Source organism: Pseudomonas sp. GL-RE-26 (genome assembly GCF_019956275.1).
Classification (GTDB): Bacteria; Pseudomonadota; Gammaproteobacteria; order Pseudomonadales; family Pseudomonadaceae; genus Aquipseudomonas; species Aquipseudomonas grandcourensis.
In genome coordinates this window covers 85,658-106,041 of the sequence record NZ_JAHBDI010000077.1, presented here as the reverse complement: position 1 = coordinate 106,041, position 20,384 = coordinate 85,658, and the positions used below count along the sequence as shown (strand labels likewise).

At 58.1% G+C, this 20,384-nt stretch carries 17 protein-coding genes; 15 read left to right on the top strand and 2 right to left on the bottom strand.

Going from position 1 to position 20,384, the window contains the following annotated elements; all coding sequences use genetic code 11:
• Positions 1-792: 792 nt before the first annotated feature.
• On the bottom strand, positions 793-2,082 hold the full coding sequence (gene gltA, locus KGB07_RS27105; RefSeq protein ID WP_007977501.1) for a citrate synthase: 1,290 nt from the start codon (positions 2,080-2,082) through the stop codon (positions 793-795).
• Between the two features lie 364 nt (positions 2,083-2,446).
• Here gltA and sdhC point away from each other — a divergent pair, with 364 nt between their 5' ends.
• The 12 genes from sdhC (at position 2,447) to KGB07_RS27045 (ending at position 16,930) form a co-directional block, all read left to right on the top strand.
• A complete protein-coding gene (gene sdhC, locus KGB07_RS27100; RefSeq protein WP_032829628.1) occupies positions 2,447-2,821 on the top strand; it encodes a succinate dehydrogenase, cytochrome b556 subunit in 375 nt (124 codons plus the stop codon).
• Entirely contained in the window at positions 2,815-3,183 is a 369-nt protein-coding gene (gene sdhD / locus KGB07_RS27095; RefSeq protein ID WP_046037653.1) for a succinate dehydrogenase, hydrophobic membrane anchor protein, read from the top strand. Before sdhC ends, sdhD begins: the two co-directional genes overlap by 7 nt.
• Before the next feature lie 3 nt (positions 3,184-3,186).
• On the top strand, positions 3,187-4,959 hold the full coding sequence (gene sdhA, locus KGB07_RS27090; protein WP_046037652.1) for a succinate dehydrogenase flavoprotein subunit: 1,773 nt from the start codon (positions 3,187-3,189) through the stop codon (positions 4,957-4,959).
• Positions 4,960-4,970: 11 nt separating this feature from the next.
• The gene (locus tag KGB07_RS27085) at positions 4,971-5,675 is read left to right on the top strand and encodes a succinate dehydrogenase iron-sulfur subunit (RefSeq protein ID WP_008063297.1); all 705 of its coding nucleotides are present in this window, start codon (positions 4,971-4,973) and stop codon (positions 5,673-5,675) included.
• A gap of 253 nt (positions 5,676-5,928) precedes the next feature.
• Complete coding sequence (locus tag KGB07_RS27080; protein ID WP_046037651.1) at positions 5,929-8,760, top strand: 2-oxoglutarate dehydrogenase E1 component; 2,832 nt, start codon at positions 5,929-5,931, stop codon at positions 8,758-8,760.
• Positions 8,761-8,802: 42 nt separating this feature from the next.
• Positions 8,803-10,017, top strand: coding sequence for a 2-oxoglutarate dehydrogenase complex dihydrolipoyllysine-residue succinyltransferase (gene odhB / locus KGB07_RS27075; RefSeq protein ID WP_223467175.1), 1,215 nt, complete (start codon positions 8,803-8,805; stop codon positions 10,015-10,017).
• Between the two features lie 105 nt (positions 10,018-10,122).
• Positions 10,123-11,559 (top strand): dihydrolipoyl dehydrogenase, encoded by a 1,437-nt coding sequence (gene lpdA, locus KGB07_RS27070; protein ID WP_046037649.1) that lies wholly within the window; start codon positions 10,123-10,125, stop codon positions 11,557-11,559.
• 198 nt (positions 11,560-11,757) lie between these two features.
• A complete protein-coding gene (gene sucC, locus KGB07_RS27065) occupies positions 11,758-12,924 on the top strand; it encodes an ADP-forming succinate--CoA ligase subunit beta (protein ID WP_007919879.1) in 1,167 nt (388 codons plus the stop codon).
• The gene (gene sucD, locus KGB07_RS27060) at positions 12,924-13,805 is read left to right on the top strand and encodes a succinate--CoA ligase subunit alpha (RefSeq protein WP_007919877.1); all 882 of its coding nucleotides are present in this window, start codon (positions 12,924-12,926) and stop codon (positions 13,803-13,805) included. The genes sucC and sucD overlap by 1 nt, the downstream gene beginning before the upstream one ends.
• 479 nt (positions 13,806-14,284) lie before the next feature.
• Complete coding sequence (gene brnQ, locus KGB07_RS27055; protein ID WP_046037648.1) at positions 14,285-15,598, top strand: branched-chain amino acid transport system II carrier protein; 1,314 nt, start codon at positions 14,285-14,287, stop codon at positions 15,596-15,598.
• A gap of 193 nt (positions 15,599-15,791) precedes the next feature.
• Positions 15,792-16,529 (top strand): DUF599 domain-containing protein, encoded by a 738-nt coding sequence (locus KGB07_RS27050; RefSeq protein WP_046037647.1) that lies wholly within the window; start codon positions 15,792-15,794, stop codon positions 16,527-16,529.
• A complete protein-coding gene (locus KGB07_RS27045; RefSeq protein ID WP_046037646.1) occupies positions 16,529-16,930 on the top strand; it encodes an MAPEG family protein in 402 nt (133 codons plus the stop codon). The genes KGB07_RS27050 and KGB07_RS27045 overlap by 1 nt, the downstream gene beginning before the upstream one ends.
• Before the next feature lie 67 nt (positions 16,931-16,997).
• On the opposite strand, the gene KGB07_RS27040 is transcribed toward KGB07_RS27045, so the two are convergent.
• Entirely contained in the window at positions 16,998-17,249 is a 252-nt protein-coding gene (locus KGB07_RS27040; RefSeq protein WP_223467173.1) for a hypothetical protein, read from the bottom strand.
• A gap of 158 nt (positions 17,250-17,407) precedes the next feature.
• Here KGB07_RS27040 and KGB07_RS27035 point away from each other — a divergent pair, with 158 nt between their 5' ends.
• The 3 genes from KGB07_RS27035 to htpG all read left to right on the top strand — a co-directional run bounded on the left by KGB07_RS27035 (position 17,408) and on the right by htpG (position 20,319).
• Positions 17,408-17,884, top strand: coding sequence for a PaaI family thioesterase (locus KGB07_RS27035; protein ID WP_046037645.1), 477 nt, complete (start codon positions 17,408-17,410; stop codon positions 17,882-17,884).
• The gene (locus KGB07_RS27030) at positions 17,881-18,333 is read left to right on the top strand and encodes a PaaI family thioesterase (protein ID WP_046037644.1); all 453 of its coding nucleotides are present in this window, start codon (positions 17,881-17,883) and stop codon (positions 18,331-18,333) included. Before KGB07_RS27035 ends, KGB07_RS27030 begins: the two co-directional genes overlap by 4 nt.
• 81 nt (positions 18,334-18,414) lie before the next feature.
• Positions 18,415-20,319, top strand: coding sequence for a molecular chaperone HtpG (gene htpG, locus KGB07_RS27025; protein ID WP_223467171.1), 1,905 nt, complete (start codon positions 18,415-18,417; stop codon positions 20,317-20,319).
• Positions 20,320-20,384 lie beyond the last annotated feature (65 nt).

Genomic DNA, 20,384 nt, shown 5'->3' with positions numbered 1-20,384 from the left:
CGAAGACTTTGGGTCGGGCGGAGTGTTTTTTTATGGTGTACATATCCATTCCTGCGGTAACGGCCACCTATGGTTTCGCCCTTACGGCGAGTCACTTTTTTTACAAGCGCCTAAAAAAAGTAACCAAAAAAACGCTCGCCCCGAACGTACGGCCCCTCGCTAAGGCTCGGGGTTCCTTCGCTGCGGTATTCATCCGGGGGCATTGCCCTCCGGTCGGCTTCGCTTCGACCTACATGCAATGAGTTCGACTGCGTCGAACGGCGCTGCGCGCCAATCCCCGGATGAACACCTCCGCTCAGCCTGCCGAGGGGGCGGGTGGATCAAGATCAAGAGCTGCAGGCGAGCTAACGCTCGGCCTGATGAGTGGTGAGAAGCGGCGCGGTGGGGGCTGCTCTGCCTTTGCTCTTCTGTGGGGGCGGGCTTGCTCACGAAGGCGGCCTGCCAGCCGACCAGGTACCTCACGGCCGAACGACCCCAGCAAACAGGCCGGCCGGTAGGCCGCCTCGGACGCTGTTGCGGTGTACGCCCCCTCGTGAGGCAGGACCGGAGCGAGGGCATGCCGAGCCTAGGCGAGGCACCGAATGTCAGGGGCAAGAGCGTTTGGTTACTTTGTGCTTTTTCAAAGTGACCCGCTGTAAGAGCGGAGCCCTAAGTGGCCGTTACCGAAGAAACGGATATGCGCTCGATCAAAAAAACGCGACAACGCGCACAAACAAAAACGGCCTCCTGCTCTTTATATAAAAAGCAGAGGCCGTTCCCGGTACAACTCAACACCCTACAGCGAGACAGCTCTTACTTGCGGTCTTCCAGCTTGGTGATGTCACGCGACTCGTAGCCGGTGTACAACTGGCGCGGACGGCCGATCTTGTACGGGCTGGAGAGCATTTCCTTCCAGTGGGAGATCCAGCCGACGGTCCGCGCCAGGGCGAAGATCACGGTGAACATGCTGGTTGGAATGCCGATCGCCTTGAGGATGATCCCCGAGTAGAAGTCGACGTTCGGGTACAGCGAGCGCTCGATGAAGTACGGGTCGGTCAGGGCGATCTCTTCCAGGCGCATGGCCAGTTCGAGTTGCGGATCGTTCTGGATGCCCAGTTCCTTCAACACTTCGTCGCAGGTCTGCTTCATTACTGTGGCGCGCGGGTCGCGGTTTTTGTAAACGCGGTGACCGAAGCCCATCAGTTTGAACGGATCGTTCTTGTCCTTGGCCTTGGCGATGAACTTGTCGATGTTCGAAACATCGCCGATTTCATCGAGCATGGTCAGTACGGCTTCGTTGGCACCGCCGTGGGCAGGGCCCCACAGTGCAGCGATACCGGCGGCGATACAGGCGAACGGGTTGGCACCCGAAGAGCCGGCCAGGCGTACGGTGGAGGTCGAAGCGTTCTGCTCGTGGTCGGCGTGGAGGATGAAGATCCGGTCCATGGCCTTGGCGAGCACCGGGCTGATCGGTTTGATCTCGCACGGGGTGTTGAACATCATGTGCAGGAAGTTTTCCGCGTACGACAGGTCGTTGCGCGGGTACATCATGGGTTGGCCCATGGAGTACTTGTAAACCATCGCGGCCAGGGTCGGCATCTTGGCAACCAGGCGGATCGCGGAGATTTCGCGATGCTGCGGGTTATTGATGTCCAGGGAGTCGTGGTAGAACGCCGAGAGGGCGCCGACTACGCCGCACATGACGGCCATCGGGTGGGCGTCGCGACGGAAGCCGTTGAAGAAGGTCTTCAGCTGCTCGTGAACCATGGTGTGGTTCTTCACGGTGCTGACGAACTGGGCCTTCTGTTCTGCGGTCGGCAGTTCGCCGTTGAGCAGCAGATAGCAGGTTTCCAGGTAGTCCGACTTTTCAGCCAGCTGTTCGATCGGGTAGCCGCGGTGCAGCAGGATGCCGTTGTCGCCGTCGATATAGGTGATCTTCGACTCGCACGAGGCGGTCGACATGAAGCCTGGGTCAAAGGTGAAACGGCCCGTGGCCGTCAGGCCCCGAACATCTATAACATCGGGACCAACGGTGCCGGTTAAAATGGGCAGCTCGACGGGGGCTGCGCCCTCGATGATCAACTGCGCTTTTTTGTCAGCCATGTGGCCTCCTATTTATGCTTGAAATCATCAGACAGACCCCCCACGCAGGGCCCGCACCACTATAGTGAGATAAATTCGAATGTCAATTTGCCTAAAGTCTTGCTCCAGAAGGCTTTAACCGGACTTTTTTCTCGAAATTGGCTGCCATTTACGCCTTTTATGTCAGTTGCGCAATCAGCTGTTTGGGTTAGGTGTTTGCGTTGTCATTAGTAGCCTAACTGTCTATACTCGGCCACCGACCGCCAAGGGCTTTTGGGCTTGCTTTCATTGGGGGTCGCATCCCTGGGTGGTGGTTACCTGACCAGTGCACTCCCCAACAACTTTGCCCTGATTGTTAGGGGCTCTTCAGTGTGAAAAAAAAGCCGTGAAAAGCCAACGACCTGTAAACCTAGACCTAAGGACCATCAAACTCCCAGTCACTGCTTACACGTCCATCCTTCACCGAATTTCCGGTGTCATCCTCTTCGTGTGCCTTGCCATCATGCTTTACGCATTGGACAAGTCGCTGAGTTCCGAGGAAGGCTTCGGTCAGGTGAAAGCGTGTCTGACCAGTCCGCTAGCCAAGCTAGTGACATGGGGCATCCTGTCCGCTCTGCTTTATCACCTGGTAGCCGGTGTGCGCCATTTGATCATGGACATGGGCATCGGTGAGACGCTGGAAGGCGGCAAGCTGGGCTCGAAAATCGTTATCGCCGTTTCCGTGGTGGTAATCGTTCTGGCAGGAGTTTGGATATGGTAACTAACGTCACGAACCTGTCGCGTTCGGGCCTCTATGACTGGATGGCGCAACGTGTGTCTGCGGTCGTTCTCGCGGCTTACTTCATCTTCCTGATCGGATACATCGTGGCCCATCCCGGCCTCGAGTACGCCCAGTGGCATGAACTGTTCGCCCACAACGGAATGCGTATCTTCAGCCTCCTGGCCCTCGTTGCCCTCGGCGCTCACGCCTGGGTCGGCATGTGGACCATCGCGACCGACTACCTGACGCCAATGGCGTTCGGCAAGTCCGCGACGGCTATACGTTTCCTTTTCCAGGCAGTATGCGGCGTTGCGATGTTCGCTTACTTCGTCTGGGGCGTGCAGATTCTCTGGGGTATCTGAGTCATGGCTAACATTCCAACGATTTCTTTCGACGCCATCATTATTGGTGGTGGCGGTGCAGGCATGCGCGCAGCGCTGCAACTGGCGCAGGGCGGTCACAAGACTGCCGTGATCACCAAGGTTTTCCCGACCCGTTCGCACACTGTATCCGCCCAGGGCGGCATCACCTGCGCAATCGCGTCCGCTGACCCGAACGATGACTGGCGCTGGCACATGTACGATACCGTCAAGGGTTCCGACTACATCGGTGACCAGGACGCAATCGAATACATGTGTCAGGAAGGCCCGGCTGCCGTTTACGAGCTGGACCACATGGGTATGCCATTCTCGCGTACCGAGCAAGGTCGTATCTACCAGCGTCCGTTCGGCGGTCAGTCCAAGGACTACGGTAAAGGCGGCCAGGCTGCGCGTACTTGCGCTGCGTCCGACCGTACCGGTCACGCTCTGCTGCACACCCTTTATCAGGGCAACCTGAAAGCCGGTACCGTGTTCCTGAACGAGTACTACGCTGTCGATCTCGTGAAGAACGGCGAAGGCGAGTTCGTCGGCGTGATCGCCATCTGCATCGAAACCGGCGAAACCACCTACATCCGTGCCAAGGCCACCGTACTGGCTACCGGCGGTGCAGGTCGTATCTACGCTTCGACCACCAACGCCCTGATCAACACCGGTGACGGCGTTGGCATGGCGCTGCGTGCCGGCGTACCGGTGCAAGACATCGAAATGTGGCAGTTCCACCCGACCGGTATCGCCGGCGCTGGTGTACTGGTTACAGAAGGTTGCCGTGGTGAAGGTGGATACCTGATCAACAAGCACGGCGAGCGTTTCATGGAGCGTTATGCTCCGAACGCCAAAGACCTTGCCGGTCGTGACGTTGTTGCCCGTTCGATGGTTAAAGAGATCATCGCCGGCAACGGTTGCGGTCCGAACGGCGACCACGTAATGCTCAAACTCGACCACTTGGGCGAGGAAGTGCTGCACAGCCGTCTGCCAGGCATCTGCGAACTGTCGAAGACTTTCGCACACGTTGACCCGGTTGTTGCTCCGGTTCCGGTTGTTCCGACCTGCCACTACATGATGGGCGGTGTTCCGACCAACATTCACGGTCAGGCGATCACCCAGAACGGCGAAGGCGTCGACGAAATCATCCCTGGCCTGTTCGCAGTGGGTGAAGTGGCTTGCGTGTCGGTTCATGGTGCCAACCGTCTGGGCGGCAACTCGCTGCTCGACCTGGTGGTATTCGGCCGTGCTGCCGGCCTGCACCTTGAAAAGGCACTGACCGACGGCATCGAATACGACGACGCTACCGAAGCCGATATCGAAGCTGCCCTGTCGCGCCTGAACGCTCTGAACAACCGTACCGAAGGCGAAGACGTGGCTACCCTGCGTCGCGAGCTGCAAAACTGCATGCAGAACTACTTCGGTGTATTCCGTACCGGTGAATACATGCAGAAGGGTATTGCCCAGTTGGCTGACCTGCGCAAGCGCATCGCCAACGTGAAGATCAGCGATAAGTCGCAGGCGTTCAACACTGCACGTATCGAAGCTCTGGAGCTGCAGAACCTGCTGGAAGTGGCCGAAGCCACCGCCATCGCTGCAGAAGTACGTAAAGAGTCCCGCGGTGCCCACGCCCGTGAAGACTTCGAAGATCGTGACGATGAAAACTGGCTGTGCCACACCCTGTACTTCCCGGGTGACAAGCGCGTGACCAAGCGTGCCGTGAACTTCTCGCCGAAGACTGTTCCGACTTTTGAACCTAAGATTCGGACTTATTAAGGGTGGCCGCCATGTTGCAAGTCAGCGTTTATCGTTACAACCCTGATCAGGACGCCGCGCCGTTCATGCAGGAATTCCAGGTTGATACCGGTGGTAAAGACCTGATGGTGCTGGATGTGCTGGCCCTGATCAAAGAGCAGGACGAGGGTTTCTCCTATCGTCGCTCTTGCCGTGAAGGTGTTTGCGGTTCCGACGGCATGAACATCAACGGCAAAAACGGCCTGGCGTGCGTCACGCCGCTGTCCGCTGTCGTAAAAGGTAACAAGTTGATCGTTCGTCCTCTGCCAGGTTTGCCGGTTATCCGTGACCTGGTCGTCGATATGAGCATCTTCTACAAGCAATACGAAAAGGTTAAGCCATACCTGCAGAACGACACGCCGGCTCCGGCCATCGAGCGTCTGCAGTCCCCTGAAGAGCGTGAAAAGCTGGACGGTCTGTACGAGTGCATCCTGTGCGCTTGCTGCTCGACTTCCTGCCCATCCTTCTGGTGGAACCCGGACAAGTTCCTGGGTCCAGCTGCCCTGCTGCAAGCGTACCGCTTCCTGGCAGACAGCCGTGACACCAAGACGTCCGAGCGTCTGGCTTCGCTGGATGACCCGTTCAGCGTATTCCGCTGCCGCGGGATCATGAACTGCGTCAACGTATGTCCGAAAGGCCTGAACCCGACTAAGGCCATCGGTCACATCCGTAACATGTTGCTCTCAAGCGGCGTGTGATTCGGCTGCTGTACCCGTTGTACCCGTAGATGCTGCGGCGCAGGCTTCAACCGGCGCCGTAGTTTTAACCTGAGCAGCAGCTTAAAAGGCTGCGGCTCTTATTTTGAAGAAATGAGACAAGCAGGGGCATCCGGGCTGGTACCCGGACTATCAGTGTGATCCTAGTGGCTTGTTTTGGTCGCTGCATTCGGACTTCTGCAAGTTTGCTCGGTGTCGACACCGGTGGTGTTCCCCTAACCGAGGGTGACCAAGCATGCAAGAAAGCGTGATGCAGCGCATGTGGAACAGTGCCTACCTATCCGGTAGTAACGCTGCCTATGTGGAAGAGCTTTACGAGCTCTACCTGCACGACCCTAACGCTGTGCCAGAAGAGTGGCGCACCTACTTCCAGAAGTTGCCTGCTGACGGCAACTCTGCCACCGATGTTTCGCACTCCACAATTCGCGATCATTTCGTCTTGCTGGCAAAGAACCAGCGCCGCGCCCAACCGGTTTCCGCCGGCAGCGTGAGCAGTGAGCACGAGAAGAAGCAAGTTGAAGTGCTGCGATTGATCCAGGCCTACCGTATGCGTGGCCACCAGGCAGCCCAGCTTGACCCGCTGGGACTGTGGCAGCGTCCTGCACCTGCAGACCTGTCGATCAATCATTACGGCTTGACCAATGCCGATCTTGATACGACCTTCCGTGCCGGCGACCTGTTCATCGGCAAAGAGGAAGCGAGCCTACGCGAAATTCACGAAGCGTTGCAGCAGACATATTGCCGCACCATCGGCGCTGAGTTCACGCACATCACCGATTCCGAGCAGCGCCAGTGGTTCCAGCAGCGTCTGGAAAGCGTGCGCGGTCGTCCGACGTACTCCGCCGACATCAAGAGCCACCTGCTCGAGCGCGTGACCGCCGGCGAAGGCCTGGAAAAATACCTGGGCACCAAATACCCGGGTACCAAGCGTTTCGGTCTGGAAGGCGGCGAAAGCCTGATTCCGATGCTCGACGAGCTGATCCAGCGTTCCGGTTCCTACGGCACCAAGGAAATCGTCATCGGCATGGCCCACCGTGGCCGTCTGAACGTGCTGGTCAACACCTTCGGCAAGAACCCGCGCGAGCTGTTCGACGAGTTCGAAGGCAAGAAGAAGGTCGAGCTGGGTTCTGGTGACGTGAAATACCACCAGGGCTTCTCGTCCAACGTGATGACTTCCGGCGGTGAAGTTCACCTGGCCATGGCGTTCAACCCGTCCCACCTGGAAATCGTTTCCCCGGTGGTCGAGGGTTCGGTTCGCGCCCGTCAGGACCGTCGTAACGATCCGACCGGCGAGAAGGTTCTGCCGATCTCCATCCACGGTGACGCTGCATTCGCAGGTCAGGGCGTGGTCATGGAAACCTTCCAGATGTCGCAGACCCGCGGTTTCAAGACCGGCGGTACCGTGCACATCGTGATCAACAACCAAGTCGGTTTCACCATCAGCAACCCGCTGGACTCGCGTTCCACCGAGTACGCGACCGACGTTGCGAAAATGATCCAGGCGCCGATCCTCCATGTGAATGGTGATGATCCGGAAGCCGTATTGTTCGTGACCCAGCTGGCCATCGACTACCGCATGCAGTTCAAGCGAGACGTGGTGATCGACCTGGTCTGCTACCGTCGTCGCGGCCACAACGAGGCCGACGAGCCTAGCGGCACCCAGCCTCTGATGTATCAGAAGATCACCAAGCAGCGCACCACCCGTGAGCTGTATGCCGATCGTCTGACCCAGGGCGGTGTGCTGGACGCAGAGCGTGTTCAGGCGAAAGTCGACGAATACCGCAATGCGCTGGACAACGGTCTGCACGTAGTGAAAAGCCTGGTCAAAGAGCCGAACAAAGAGTTGTTCGTGGACTGGCGTCCGTATCTGGGCCACGCCTGGACCGCGCGTCACGACACTCGCTTCGACCTCAAGACCTTGCAGGAACTGTCCGCCAAGCTGCTGGAAATCCCGGAAGGCTTCGTGGTTCAGCGTCAGGTTGCCAAGATCTACGAAGACCGCCAGAAGATGCAAGCCGGCGGCCTGCCGATCAACTGGGGTTACGCCGAAACCATGGCGTACGCGACCCTGGCGTTCGAAGGTCACCCGATTCGCATGACTGGCCAGGACATCGGCCGCGGTACGTTCTCGCACCGCCATGCTGTCCTGCACAACCAGAAGGACGCGGGCACCTACATCCCGCTGCAGAACCTGTACGACGGTCAGCCGCGTTTCGACCTGTACGACTCGTTCCTGTCCGAAGAGGCGGTACTGGCGTTCGAATACGGTTACTCGACCACCACGCCTGATGCGCTGGTGATCTGGGAAGCCCAGTTCGGCGACTTCGCCAACGGTGCCCAGGTAGTTATCGACCAGTTCATCACCAGTGGCGAGCACAAGTGGGGCCGTCTGTGCGGTCTGACCATGTTGCTGCCGCACGGTTACGAAGGTCAGGGGCCGGAGCACTCCTCGGCGCGTCTGGAACGTTACCTGCAGCTGTGCGCCGAGCACAACATTCAGGTAGCCGTGCCGACTACGCCGGCACAGATCTATCATTTGCTGCGTCGTCAGGTGATTCGCCCGCTGCGCAAGCCTTTGATCGTTCTGACACCGAAGTCGCTGTTGCGCCACAAGCTGGCCATCTCGACGCTGGAAGATCTGGCCGAAGGTTCGTTCCAGACCGTCATCCCGGAAATCGATGCCCAAGACCCGAAAAAGGTCGAGCGCGTTGTTCTGTGTAGCGGCAAGGTCTACTACGACCTGCTGGAAAAACGCCGTGCCGAAGGTCGTGACGACATCGCTGTCGTGCGTATCGAGCAGTTGTACCCATTCCCTGAGGACGACTTGAAAGAAGTCCTGGCGCCTTACACCAACGTCAAAGCTGCCGTTTGGTGTCAGGAAGAGCCGATGAACCAGGGTGCGTGGTACTGCAGCCAACACCACATGCGTCGCAGCATCAGCAACCTCAACAAGTCTCTCGTACTCGAGTACGCGGGCCGTGAGGCTTCTGCTGCACCAGCATGCGGTTACGCATCGATGCACGCCGAACAGCAGGAAAAACTGCTGCAAGACGCCTTTACTGTTTAACGCCTTCGCGCACCTGAAACCGAATTTAAGGAACCACAGACAATGGCTATCGAGATCAAAGCCCCCACTTTCCCGGAATCGGTTGCCGATGGCACCGTTGCCACCTGGCACAAACAACCGGGCGATGCGGTCAAGCGCGACGAACTGATCGTCGACATCGAAACCGACAAAGTCGTGCTGGAAGTGTTGGCTACTGCTGACGGCGTGCTGGGCGCTATCGTCAAGAACGAAGGCGAAACCGTTCTGTCCGACGAAGTCCTGGGCTCCATCGTTGAAGGCGGCGCTGCTGCTCCGGCTGCCGCTGCTGCTCCGGCCGCTGCTGCCGCTGCTCCAGCTGCCGGTGCTGACGAAGACGCTATCGCAGCTCCAGCTGCTCGCAAGCTGGCCGAAGAAAACGGCATCAACCTGGCTTCCGTCAAAGGCACCGGCAAAGATGGTCGTGTAACCAAGGAAGACGTGGTTGCCGCTGTCGAAGCCAAGAAAGCTGCTCCTGCTGCCGCACCTGCCAAGGCTGCTGCTCCGGCTGCCGCTGCTCCTGTGTTTGCTGCCGGCGATCGCATCGAGAAGCGCGTACCGATGACCCGCGTTCGTGCCACCGTGGCCAAGCGTCTGGTTGAAGCTCAATCGAACATGGCGATGCTGACCACTTTCAACGAAGTCGACATGACCGAAGTCATGGCCCTGCGTTCGAAGTACAAGGACCTGTTCGAGAAGTCCCACAACGGCGTGCGCCTGGGCTTCATGTCGTTCTTCGTGAAAGCGGCCACCGAAGCGCTGAAACGCTTCCCGGCTGTCAACGCTTCGATCGACGGCGGCGACATCGTTTACCACGGCTACGCTGACGTCGGCGTTGCAGTTTCCAGTGATCGCGGCCTGGTTGTACCGGTTCTGCGTAACGCCGAACTGATGAGCCTGGCTGAAATCGAAGGCGGCATCGCCACCTTCGGCAAGAAAGCTCGCGACGGCAAACTGTCGATGGACGAAATGACCGGTGGTACTTTCACCATCACCAACGGTGGTACTTTCGGTTCGATGATGTCGACCCCGATCGTCAACCCGCCACAAGCAGCCATCCTGGGCATGCACAACATCATCCAGCGTCCGATGGCCATCAACGGTCAGGTCGTTATCCGTCCGATGATGTACCTGGCACTGTCCTACGATCACCGTCTGATCGATGGCAAAGAAGCTGTGACCTTCCTGGTGACCATCAAGAACCTGCTGGAAGATCCGGCTCGTCTTCTTCTGGATATCTAAAAAGCAGCGGCAAGCTGCAAGCTGCAAGCCCCAAGCTCAAAGCGAGCGAGCGGGCTTCATGCTTGCAGCTTGCGGCTTGTAGCTTGTTGCTAAAAGGAACCTTTTATGACTCAGAAATTTGACGTAGTAGTGATCGGCGCCGGCCCTGGCGGCTATGTGGCTGCCATCAAGGCCGCTCAGCTTGGTCTTTCGACGGCCTGCATCGAGAAGTACACCGACAAGGAAGGCAAACTGGCTCTGGGCGGTACTTGCCTGAACGTCGGCTGCATTCCATCCAAGGCGCTGCTGGACAGCTCCTGGAAGTACAAGGAAGCCAAAGAAGGCTTCGCGATCCACGGTATCAATCACGCTGGCGTGACCATGGACGTGCCAGCGATGGTCGGCCGTAAAGCCAACATCGTCAAAGGCCTGACCTCCGGCGTTGCGACCCTGTTCAAAGCCAACGGTGTGACCTCGATCCAGGGTCACGGCAAGCTGCTGGCCGGCAAGAAAGTCGAAGTCACCAAGCCAGACGGCTCGGTAGAAATCATCGAAGCCGAAAACGTCATCCTGGCTCCAGGTTCGCGTCCGATCGACATTCCGCCAGCTCCGGTTGACCAGAATGTGATCGTCGATTCGACTGGCGCCCTGGAATTCCAATCCGTACCCAAGCGTCTGGGCGTGATCGGCGCTGGCGTGATCGGTCTGGAGCTGGGTTCGGTCTGGTCGCGTCTGGGTGCAGAAGTGACTGTCCTGGAAGCCCTGGACACCTTCCTGATGGCAGCGGACACCGCTGTTTCCAAGGAAGCGCTGAAAACCCTGACCAAACAGGGTCTGGACATCAAGCTGGGCGCTCGCGTAACCGGTTCCAAAGTGAACGGCGACGAAGTCGTGGTGAACTACACCGATGCCAAGGGCGAACAGAACATCACTTTCGACAAGCTGATCGTAGCCGTTGGTCGCCGTCCGGTGACCACTGATCTGCTGGCTGCCGACTGCGGCGTGACCCTGGACGAGCGCGGTTTCGTGCACGTTGACGATCACTGCGCCACCACCGTACCGGGCGTCTACGCCATCGGCGACGTGGTTCGCGGCATGATGCTGGCGCACAAGGCCTCGGAAGAGGGCATCATGGTTGTCGAGCGCATCAAGGGCCACAAGGCCCAGATGAACTATGACCTGATCCCTTCGGTTATTTATACTCACCCGGAAATCGCATGGGTTGGTAAAACCGAGCAGGCCTTGAAAGCTGAAGGCGTTGAAGTTAACGTCGGCACCTTCCCGTTCGCAGCCTCTGGCCGTGCCATGGCTGCCAACGACACCGGTGGTTTCGTCAAGGTCATCGCAGATGCCAAGACAGACCGCGTACTGGGCGTCCACGTGATTGGCCCAAGCGCTGCGGAACTGGTTCAGCAGGGCGCGATCGGTATGGAATTCGGCACCAGCGCTGAAGACCTGGGCATGATGGTTTTCTCCCATCCGACCCTGTCTGAAGCCTTGCACGAAGCTGCTCTGGCAGTGAATGGCGGCGCCATTCATATCGCCAACCGCAAGAAGCGTTAAGACATAATAAGAAACCACGGCGGTTTGGCCCGTCGTGAGCCTTGCATGCAAGACTCACCGCGGAATATCCGCTGGACGCAGTCTTGCATAGCTGCACCGGGTATCCGGAAAGGCTATGCAAGCAGCAGTCACAGGTGGTGCGGCACTTGAATGAGTGCAGCACCGAATGCGCAGTACCTAACGAAGACGGTAAAAAGCATGAATCTTCACGAGTATCAGGGTAAGCAGCTGTTCGCTGAGTACGGCCTGCCAGTTTCCACCGGTTACGCGGTAGACACCCCGGAAGCAGCAGCAGAAGCTTGCGACAAAATCGGCGGCAGCGAGTGGGTTGTCAAAGCCCAGGTCCACGCCGGTGGTCGCGGTAAAGCGGGCGGCGTAAAGCTGGTTCGCAGCAAAGAAGACGCCAAAGCCTTCGCACAGCAGTGGCTGGGCAAGCGTCTGGTGACTTACCAGACTGACGCCAATGGCCAGCCAGTCACCAAGATCCTGGTTGAATCGTGCACTGATATCGCTAAAGAGCTGTACCTGGGCGCTGTCGTTGACCGTTCGAGCCGTCGCATCGTGTTCATGGCTTCCACCGAAGGTGGCGTGGACATCGAGAAAATCGCTCACGACACTCCAGAAAAAATTCTGAAGGCCACTATCGATCCACTGGTTGGCGCTCAGCCATTCCAGGGTCGCGAGCTGGCATTCCAGTTGGGCCTGGAAGGCAAGCAAGTTGCCCAGTTCGCCAAGATCTTCGTAGGTCTGGCCAAACTGTTCAAGGATCACGACCTGGCCCTGCTGGAAGTGAACCCACTGGTGATCAAGGCTGACGGCGATCTGCACTGCCTCGATGCCAAGATCAACATCGACGCCAACGCCATGTACCGTCAGCCTAAGCTGAAGACTTTCCACGATCCGTCGCAGGACGATCCGCGCGAAGCGCACGCTGCCAAGTTCGAACTGAACTACGTAGCGCTGGAAGGCAACATCGGTTGCATGGTCAACGGTGCTGGCCTGGCCATGGGTACCATGGACATCGTCAACCTGCATGGCGGCAAGCCAGCCAACTTCCTCGACGTAGGTGGTGGCGCTACCAAAGAACGCGTAACTGAAGCGTTCAAGATCATCCTGTCCGACACTAACGTCGCTGCAGTACTGGTCAACATCTTCGGCGGCATCGTTCGTTGCGACATGATTGCCGAAGGCATCATCGGCGCTGTGAAAGAAGTCGGCGTGAAAATCCCGGTTGTTGTTCGCCTTGAAGGCAACAACGCTGAGCTGGGCGCTAAAGTACTGGCAGAAAGCGGTTTGAACATTATCGCTGCTACCAGCCTGACCGACGCTGCTCAACAAGTTGTCAAAGCTGCGGAGGGCAAATAATGAGCGTCCTGATCAATAAAGACACCAAAGTTATCTGCCAGGGTATTACCGGTTCGCAAGGTAGTTTCCACACCCAGCAAGCCATCGAGTACGGCACCAAGATGGTTGGTGGTGTAACTCCAGGCAAAGGCGGCACCGAGCACCTGGGCCTGCCAGTGTTCAACACCGTGAAAGACGCTGTAGCTGCCACTGGCGCCACCGCCAGCGTGATCTACGTTCCGGCTCCTTTCTGCAAAGACTCGATCCTGGAAGCTGCCTTCGGCGGCATCAAGCTGATCGTGTGCATCACCGAAGGCATTCCTACCCTGGACATGCTGGACGCTAAAGTTAAGTGCGACGAGCTGGGCGTAGTCCTGATCGGCCCTAACTGCCCAGGCGTGATCACCCCAGGCGAATGCAAGATCGGCATCATGCCAGGTCACATTCACTTGCCAGGCAAGGTCGGTATCGTTTCCCGTTCCGGCACCCTGACCTACGAAGCTGTGAAGCAGACTACTGACGCCGGTTTCGGTCAGTCGACTTGCGTCGGCATCGGTGGTGACCCGATCCCGGGTTCGAACTTCATCGACATCCTGAAGCTGTTCCAGGAAGACCCGAAGACCGAAGCGATCGTGATGATCGGTGAGATCGGCGGTTCGGCTGAAGAAGAAGCGGCTGCCTACATCAAGGCACACGTGACCAAGCCGGTTGTTTCCTACATCGCTGGTGTGACTGCTCCTCCGGGCAAGCGCATGGGCCATGCTGGCGCAATCATCTCTGGCGGCAAAGGCACTGCAGACGAGAAATTCGCTGCTCTGCAAGACGCAGGCGTTAAAACCGTGCGTTCGCTGGCAGACATCGGCAAGGCCCTGGCCGAGCTGACTGGTTGGGCTGTCAAGTAAGCCTCGTGCTTGGCTGACGCTTCACCAAACAAAGGCCACCTTCGGGTGGCCTTTGTCGTTTCCGGGGTTTCAGTTGTCCGCAGGGCTTTTGTGGCGAGGGGGCTCGTCGGACCGCCGCATCGCCCCGTTGGGTTGCGAAACGACCCCAAAAACCTGCAATCGCGTGATGTCAGGCGAACCGCGTTTGCCTGATTGACGACTGCTGCGCAGTCGAACGGGGGCAAGCCCCCTCGCCACAGAGGTCCGCGTAAATAAATTAGATATGTAAACGCGACACAAAAATGTCGTGCATCGGAATGTTCGCCCTCTAACAGTGCGTTTCTGATCCAAATTCGTTAGGCTACTCGCCATTTTTGCGTCTGCGGCCCACAAGGCGGCAACGCGCTAAAAGGGTCGGTCTTATACGGACTGACAGCATTTCCCTCACCCATAGGGAAATCCCTCTCTAAATTCCGATTCAGTAGTGTGGTATTTCCTTAATGAAAGTGTTGAAAGGCCAGGACATCCTGGCACTTGGTTTTATGACGTTTGCCCTGTTCGTCGGGGCTGGCAACATCATCTTCCCGCCTATCGTCGGTTTGCAGTCCGGGCCTAATGTCTGGATGGCGGCGATGGGTTTCCTGGTCACGGCAGTTGGTCTGCCGGTGATCACCGTTGTGGCGCTGGCCAAGGTCGGCGGTGCAATGGATGCCTTGAGCAGCCCGATCGGTAAAGTCGCCGGTGGCCTGCTGGCAGCGGCTTGCTACCTCGCTGTTGGCCCGCTATTCGCGACGCCACGTACCGCGACGGTATCTTTCGAAGTGGGCCTGGCGCCGCTGACCGGGGAGAGCCCGTTGGCGCTGTTCCTCTACAGTTCGGTGTACTTCCTGCTGGTGTTCTTCATCTCGCTGTATCCAGGCCGTTTGCTGGATACCGTAGGGCGCTTCCTCGCGCCGCTGAAGATCATTGCCCTGGCCGTGCTGGGCATTGCAGCATTCGCCTTGCCGGCCGGTGACATTGGCCAAGCCACGCCTGAATACGTGGCGGCGCCGTTTTCCCAAGGCTTCATCAATGGTTACCTGACCATGGATACCCTGGGCGCCCTGGTGTTCGGCATCGTAATCGTCAACGCCATCCGTTCCCGCGGCGTTGAGTCGCCAGCATTGATCACCCGTTATGCGATCATCGCCGGCCTGATCGCCGGTGTCGGCCTGGCGCTGGTGTATGTCAGCCTGTTCCGTCTCGGTTCGGGCAGCCATGAAGTGGCCGCTGGCGCTACCAATGGCGCGGCGGTATTGCACGCTTACGTGCAGCACACCTTCGGTTCGCTGGGTAGCGGCTTCCTTGCCGTGCTGATCTCCTTGGCGTGCCTGGTGACCGCGGTCGGCCTGACCTGTGCCTGCGCCGAGTACTTCAGTCGTGTGGTGCCGCTGTCCTACAAGACACTGGTGATCATCCTCGCTGCGTTCTCGCTGCTGGTGTCCAACCTGGGCCTCACCAAGCTGATTGCGTTCTCGATCCCGGTGCTCACCGCGATCTACCCACCGTGCATCGTCCTGGTGGCGTTGAGCTTCTGCAAGGACTTCTGGCATGAGCAGGGTCGTATCCTCGGCCCGGTCATGCTGGTGTCGTTCATCTTCGGTCTGATCGACGCCCTCAAGGGTGCAGGCCTGGCGGACTGGATGCCGACGCAAATGGCCCACCTGCCGCTGAGCGAGCAGGGCCTGGCCTGGCTGGTGCCATCGGTGATGACACTGGTGGTCGCGGTGGTTTGCGATCGCCTGCTGGGCAAACGCGCCGAAGCCTTGGCTTAAGTCGCTTCGAGGCTCGCCACAAGCGGGTCTTGAGCAGAAACAGAAATGCCCCGTATCAATCGATACGGGGCATTTTTTTGTGAGGGATGCGGTGTCTTTTCCGTTGAGCTAACGTCGAAGCACTGCAACACCCTTTGTGGGAGCGAGCTCCCACAGGGTCTGTGTAATCCGCATTTACATCACAAGGACCTGCATGTCGTTCATCCAAGCCAACCTGATCCACATTCTTGCCGCCGTCTGGTTCGTTATCTGCTGGGGCGGGTACACCCGCTATGCCACATGGAAAGGCCGTGACACCGCGTGCCTGGCCAGTGTGCTGCACCTGTATCGTGAAGACTGGATGCGCCGCATGCTGCTGCGCGACAACCGCATCGCCGATGCCAGCGTGATCGGCAATCTGGAGCGCAATGCTTCGTTCTTCGCCTCCAGTACGCTGATTATCCTGGCCGGCATTCTCACGGTGCTCGGGGCTTCGGAGCGGGCGGTATCGTTGCTGGCGGATATCCCGATGGTGCAACAGGCGTCCCAGGGCATGTCGGAAATCAAGTTGCTGTGCCTGGCGCTGGTGTTTGTCTATGCGTTCTTCACGTTCAGCTGGTGCATGCGCCAGTACAACTTTGCGGCGGTACTGGTGGGTTCGGCGCCGATGGTCGGCGAGCGCCATGTGTCGGAGCAGGAACGCAAGGCGTTCGCTTTACGCGCCGCCCGCGTCATCTCCATGGCTGCCAACCAGTTCAACTTCGGGCTGCGTTCCTACTACTTCGGTATGACCATGCTGGCCTGGTTCGTCAGCCCATGGCTGTTCATGTTGATGAGTGCCGGCGTCGTGTTCGTGTTGTACCACCGCGAGTTTCATTCCGACGTACTCGACGTGATGGTCTATACCCCTACAGAGGCGCCGTTGCCGGAGGTAATCAAAGAGGCTGCTTGATGAGTATTCCATTCTGGTGCGTGTTTATCAGTGCGGTGTTGATTTATCTGGCACGAATGCCCGTGACCAGGGCCATGAAAGAGCAGGGTGGTTACGATAACCACCTGCCGCGCCAACAGCAGATGCAACTCACAGGCCTGGGTGCCCGCGCGCTGGCGGCGCATCAGAATAGTTTCGAAGCCTTCATATTGTTCGCTGTGGGTGTGTTGATGGCGCATACCACGCAGACGGCGGGCTGGCTGATCGACGGCCTGGCGATCATCTTCGTGATCACGCGGGTTATTTACCTGGTGTGTTACTGGAAGGACTTGGCCTGGCAGCGCAGTCTGGTTTGGCTGGTGGGATTAATTTGTTCGCTGTTGTTGATGATTAGTCCGACTTTTCGAACGATTTTGCTCTAACCGATTTTTTCAAGGTAAAAGAAAACCCGCACTTGGCGGGTTTTCTTTTGCCACTCTAAAAACCGTATTAGTTCTTAGGTGCTTCCGGAGCGGCCGGAGCAGCCGGAGCGGCTGGAGCGGCCGGAGCAGCCTGATCTTTGGCGGCTTCGGCGTTTTCTTTCGCCGCGTCGTTCACTTTATCCTGAGCTTCGTTCATTTTTTGCTGGGCTTGCTCAGCATGTTGGTTAGCATCTTGAGCTTTGTCCTCGGATTTTTTATCGCAGGCAGCGAGACCGAGGGAAGCGGTCAACATCAAGGCAATAGCTAAAGTCTTACGCATGGGGTGTTTCTCCTGATGAAAAGCATCTACTGGCATTAAGAGCCCAGGCATCAGGGTTAAGTTCCTTAAGTCTTTCAGATATATAAGTTTGTTCTAATGCGGAACTTTTACCCGGACCGCCACCGCACAGTACGGACATAAACAAGAGTTTTTATCAAATGGCCGAAAACCCCGTTTTTGAGCGCGCGAAGCGCTTTTTGTCGGCGCTGCGACATTGCCAGGTACTTGGACTAAGTGTTCATAGCGCCAGCAACGAAGGGCTGACGATTGTGCTGCCGTACAGCCCGCAGATCGTCGGTAATCCGCAAACCGGTGTGATTCATGGTGGAGCGCTGACCTCACTGATGGACACCGCCTGTGGCATGGCGACCCTCTGCGTGCTCCCGGAATTCGAAGTCTGCCCGACCCTCGACCTGCGCATCGACTACATGCACGCCGCCGAGCCGCATAAGGATGTCTACGGCTTTGCCCAGTGCTATCGGGTCACCACCGATGTGATTTTTGCCCGTGGCTTCGCCTATCAGGATGACCCCGGGCAACCCATTGCCCATGTAATGGGCACTTTCATGCGCATGGGCAAGAACATCAAGGGCACCAAGGGCTTTGGTGGCGCCGTCGCCGGAGGTGCGCAATGAGCGAGTCGTTGAAGGAGCAATTGCAAAAGGCCCATGAGCAGGGCGATTACGCCTCGCTGCTGGATTTGATTCCCTATGCCCGGTTGATCGGCGTCGAATGTTCACGGGTGGGGGATGAGTTGCTGTTCAAGCTGCCAGCGAACAAGGACAACATTGGGAACCCGTTGTTGCCGGCGATTCATGGCGGTGTGATCGCCGGTTTCATGGAATTGGCCGCGGCGCTGCACCTGTTGGTGTTCACCGGATCGCCCGGGGTGCCGAAGATCATCGACTTCTCCCTGGATTACCTGCGAGCCGGGCAGTTTCGCGATACCTGGGCCCGATGCCAGGTCTGGCGCCAGGGTCGGCGGGTCGCCAATGTGGCGATTACCGCCTGGCAAAGCACCGAAGCCGAACCCATTGCCACGGCCCGTGCACATTTCAAACTCGAAGAGCCCTTGAAATCCTGAACTCAGCCCCAAACTCTGAGGACAACCCGCCGTCGACCCTCAAGGTCGCGGCTTATGCCATCTGATTGGAGTTTGATGACCATGAGTGTGGAAACTCAAAAGGAAACCCTGGGCTTCCAGACCGAGGTGAAGCAGCTGCTGCATCTCATGATCCATTCGCTGTATTCCAACAAGGAAATTTTCCTTCGCGAATTGATCTCGAACGCCTCTGACGCTGTCGACAAATTACGTTTCGAAGCCCTGGCCAAGCCCGAGCTGCTGGAAGGTGGCGCCGAACTGAAAATCCGCGTTAGCTTCGACAAGGACGCTAAAACCGTCACCCTCGAAGACAACGGTATCGGCATGAGCCGCGAAGACACGATCACCCACCTGGGGACCATCGCCAAGTCCGGCACCGCCGATTTCATGAAGCATCTGAGCGGCGACCAGAAGAAAGACTCGCACCTGATCGGCCAGTTCGGTGTCGGTTTCTACTCCGCATTCATCGTCGCTGACAAAGTCGATGTGTACAGCCGTCGTGCCGGCAGCGCTGCCAGCGAAGGCGTGCACTGGTCGTCCAAGGGCGAAGGCGATTTCGAAGTTGCGACCATCGACAAGGCCGAACGCGGCACTCGCATCGTCCTGCACCTGAAATCCGGTGAAGACGAGTTCGCCGACGGCTGGCGCCTGCGCAACATCATCAAGAAGTACTCCGACCATATCGCCTTGCCGATCGAGCTGCCGAAAGAAGTGGCCGCTGCCGAAGGCGAAGAGCAGCCGGCCGTTGAGTGGGAAACCGTCAACCGCGCCAGCGCCCTGTGGACCCGTCCGCGTACCGAGATCAAGGACGAGGAATACCAGGAGTTCTACAAGCACATCGCTCACGATTTCGAAAACCCGCTGAGCTGGAGCCACAACAAGGTCGAAGGCAAGCTCGAATACAGCTCGCTGCTGTACGTGCCGACCCGTGCGCCGTTCGACCTGTACCAGCGTGAAGCGCCGAAAGGCCTGAAGCTGTACGTGCAGCGCGTGTTCGTCATGGATCAGGCCGAGTCCTTCCTGCCGCTGTACCTGCGCTTCATCAAAGGCGTGGTCGATTCCAACGACCTGTCGCTGAACGTGTCGCGGGAAATCCTGCAGAAAGACCCGATCATCGACTCGATGAAGTCGGCGCTGACCAAGCGCGTCCTGGACATGCTGGAAAAACTGGCGAAGAACGAGCCTGAGCAATACAAGGGCTTCTGGAAAAACTTCGGTCAGGTCATGAAAGAAGGCCCGGCAGAAGATTTCGCCAACAAGGAAAAAATCGCCGGCCTGCTGCGTTTTGCTTCGACCAATGGCGACGATGGCGAGCAGGTTGTTGGCCTGACCGAGTACCTGGCGCGCGCCAAGGAAGGTCAGGACAAGATCTACTACCTGACCGGCGAAACCTACGCTCAGGTCAAGAACAGCCCGCACCTGGAAGTCTTCCGTAAGAAAGGCATCGAAGTGCTGCTGTTGACCGACCGTATCGACGAGTGGCTGATGAGCTACCTCAGCGACTTCGACGGCAAGAGCTTCGTCGACGTGGCGCGCGGTGACCTGGACCTGGGCAACCTGGACTCGGAAGAGGACAAGAAAGCCGCGGAAGAAGTCGCCAAGGCCAAAGAAGGTCTGGTCGAGCGTCTGAAGACCGCCTTGGGTGAATCCGTTGCGGAAGTGCGGGTGTCCCATCGCCTGACCGATTCGCCGGCGATCCTGGCCATCGGCGAGCAGGACCTGGGCTTGCAGATGCGCCAGATCCTGGAAGCGAGCGGCCAGAAGGTTCCGGATTCGAAGCCGATTTTCGAATTCAACCCGGCTCACCCGCTGATCGAGAAGCTCGACAACGAGCAGAGTGACGAGCGCTTCGGCGACCTGTCGCACATCCTCTTCGATCAGGCGGCCCTGGCGGCCGGCGACAGCTTGAAAGACCCGGCGGCCTATGTGCGCCGTCTGAACAAGCTGTTGGTCGAGCTATCGGCCTGACTGTGTTGTAGAAAAACCCGCTTCGGCGGGTTTTTTCATTTCGGTGCTAAAACATCAGGAGTCAG